At 47.8% G+C, this 2569-nt stretch carries 3 protein-coding genes and 1 other RNA gene; all 4 read right to left on the bottom strand.

Annotated elements, in window-relative coordinates; all coding sequences use genetic code 11:
* Positions 1-33 precede the first annotated feature (33 nt).
* Positions 34-130: signal recognition particle sRNA small type (gene ffs, locus GY683_RS05325), an RNA gene on the bottom strand.
* 63 nt (positions 131-193) lie between these two features.
* Entirely contained in the window at positions 194-697 is a 504-nt protein-coding gene (locus GY683_RS05330; protein ID WP_297287759.1) for a histidine phosphatase family protein, read from the bottom strand.
* Positions 694-2019 carry an NAD(P)H-dependent glycerol-3-phosphate dehydrogenase gene (locus tag GY683_RS05335; protein WP_297287760.1) on the bottom strand — a complete coding sequence of 442 codons (1326 nt, stop codon included), beginning with the start codon at positions 2017-2019 and terminating at the stop codon, positions 694-696. Before GY683_RS05335 ends, GY683_RS05330 begins: the two co-directional genes overlap by 4 nt.
* A 58-nt stretch (positions 2020-2077) precedes the next feature.
* Positions 2078-2569, bottom strand: a 492-nt coding sequence (locus GY683_RS05340; RefSeq protein ID WP_297287761.1) for a nitroreductase, incomplete at its 5' end; no start/stop codon positions are given.

The following is a 2569-nucleotide window of genomic DNA, read 5'->3' on the forward strand; positions in this document are numbered from 1 at the left end:
ATATACTTATATAAAATTTAGGCAAAAAAATGACTTCATCAGCACATCTTCGGCACACTTTGTATCTACTACCGTTGCTACCTTCCGGTCCTGGCGGGGTTCATAGTACACAGTTGCGAAGCTACCGATGAAGCCAAGCCCATATTATACTTAAAAAATCATAATTTGCAAGTATATTTTTGCGTTGCACTGATTAAGGCTGTATTGGGATGAACTGCGCAATCTGTTTGGCAAGCTCGGGGGCGATGACTTCGGTGTCAAACACGCGACATTCAGCCAGCTCAAAGCTGCTTGGTGACAGCCCATCCAAGATCGCCGTCATGCGTGCAACGATTGGCATGTGACAAACGATGGCTACTGTGAGCTCATCAGTCTCAATGCCAAACTTATGGCGGATGGCGCAGTCGATATCATCAAGTCCAATACTTGGATCATCATCTGGCGTGATGCTGCTGATGGTGATAAAGGCTGGATTTTGTTCAGCACTCACCAATGACTCAAGGAGAATCGTTGCGGTCTGATTGGCGCGATTATACGGACTGGCAATGATCGCATCAATGGGCGATTCTTTGGTGTAATTTACCAGAAAGTCTGCCATCTCATGAGCTTGCTGTCTGCCAAAGTCTGTCAAATCACGACCAGCATCATCAGCACAATATGGTCCTGCTTGGCCATGCCTTACAAAGATTAGTTTCATGTTGGTTCCCCATCATTGTCATTATCAGCCTTGGCGGGCTTGGCATCTTTGCTGGCCTTTAGCACTTCGTCAAACTCCTCACTAAGGCGCGCGTTGCTCTCATCGTGTGGCATGACGAATTCAACATCACTTCTAAATCCAGCCTCCATGAGATTTAATGCGATGCCAAGCGGTGCTTTATCTTCGTATAACACGGCATGCAGCGCGTGAGTGATGGGCATATAGATGCCCAGCTCTTTGGCGCGCTCATTGACCTGAAGGATGGTATTTACGCCCTCGGCGGTCTGCCCTAGTTTTTTAATGGCATTATCAAGACTGATGCCCTTGCCAAGCATGTTACCGATGCGATAGTTGCGACTAAGCACAGAATTGCAGGTGGCATACAAATCACCCACGCCTGACAGACCCAAGAAGGTCAAAGGATTTGCGCCCACTGCCGCACCAAATCGACTCATCTCCGCCAGAGCGCGCGTCAATAGCATCGCCTTAGTATTATCCCCCACATCATAAGCGGCTGCCATGCCCATGGCGATGGCATAGATGTTCTTAAGAGCACCACCAAGCTCCACCCCTTTGACATCATCCGAGGCAAATACCCTAAAAAACGCACTGTGCAACGCTTCTTGCACCGCTTTACGAAGAGGCTCTGAATCACTGGCGATCACGGTGGCAGATGGCATGTTATCCATGATCTCAAGCGCAAGGTTGGGGCCACTCACCACACCAAAATTCACCTGTGGCAGCACATCGATGATGATGTCACTCATCATAGCGAAGGTGTCTTTTTCCATGCCTTTGGTCAGTGAGATGACTGCCTGATGTGTGATGTATGGTTTGATCTGATGTAACATCTCTCTGAATGCTGAGCTTGGCACGGCCACGAAGATAATGTCTTTACCCTCAACCGCTGATTTTAGGTCATGGCTGAATTTAAGATTCTCATCGAGCTTATGATTGGGCAGGTATTTTTTGTTGATACGGGTTTTTTTCATGGCTTTGACGGTGGCTTTATCGCGCACCCAAAGGGTTGCATCACAGCCATTACGCGCTGCCATGTTCGCCATGGCCGTGCCAAAGCTGCCACCGCCCAAGAACACTAATCTAAGGGGTGCGCCATCTTGAGTGTTTGACTCGTCAATGCCAAGCTTAGAAGGGTCGATTTTTTTCTTTTTTAAGCCTGCAAATTCAGCGATGTTCGAGATGATGGGCGCGTTCTCAATACCAGAATCTTTGATGGCATGCACCGCCTCATCAATGCTACTGCTTGCAGCATCGACGATTTTTTTTACTTTTGGATTGTTAATCGCTTTGGGTAATTTCATGGCAAGCCCTTTGATGGTTGTTATGATCCATTAATATGATGAATGTGATGAACGCGAATTAATCGCGAAAGGTCGCAAAGTTATTGATGTCAATACTCTCACGCGCAGGCATCTGTACATCGCTTGAGCCGACATAAACAAACCCACAAATCGTGTCTTTATCCGCCACATCAAAATGCGCTTTTAGCAAGGGCTCATTACAAAGTGGCCCTGTGCGCCACACCGTGTGATAACCCAATGATTCTAGTGCAAGCAGTAGGTTCTGAATGGCGGCACCTGCGCTCAATAATTGCTCGAACGGCGGGACTTTGTCATGTTCTTTGATGTCTGTCGCCACGGTGATGATCATTGGTGCGCGCATTGGCATGTTCAGCAGCTTTTGGCGGGCGGTGTCATCAAGGGTATTAGCAGGTACATTTGCTTCTTCTGCTTGCAATAGCACTTTGCCAAATTCAATCAAAGCCTGTCCGGTTAGTACGGTAAACTTCCATGGCTTTAGCTGCTTATGATCAGGCGCAGCAAAAGCAGCCTGCAATGCGGTGGCAAGCTC

Source organism: Moraxella sp. (assembly GCF_024227015.1).
GTDB lineage: Bacteria > Pseudomonadota > Gammaproteobacteria > Pseudomonadales > Moraxellaceae > Moraxella.

Bases quoted from the DNA above. Each gene is read 5' to 3' on its own strand.
- GY683_RS05335 (WP_297287760.1), bottom strand. From the start codon at position 2,019: ATGAAATTACCCAAAGCGATTAACAATCCAAAAGTAAAAAAAATCGTC.
- GY683_RS05330 (WP_297287759.1), bottom strand. From the start codon at position 697: ATGAAACTAATCTTTGTAAGGCATGGCCAAGCAGGACCATATTGTGCT.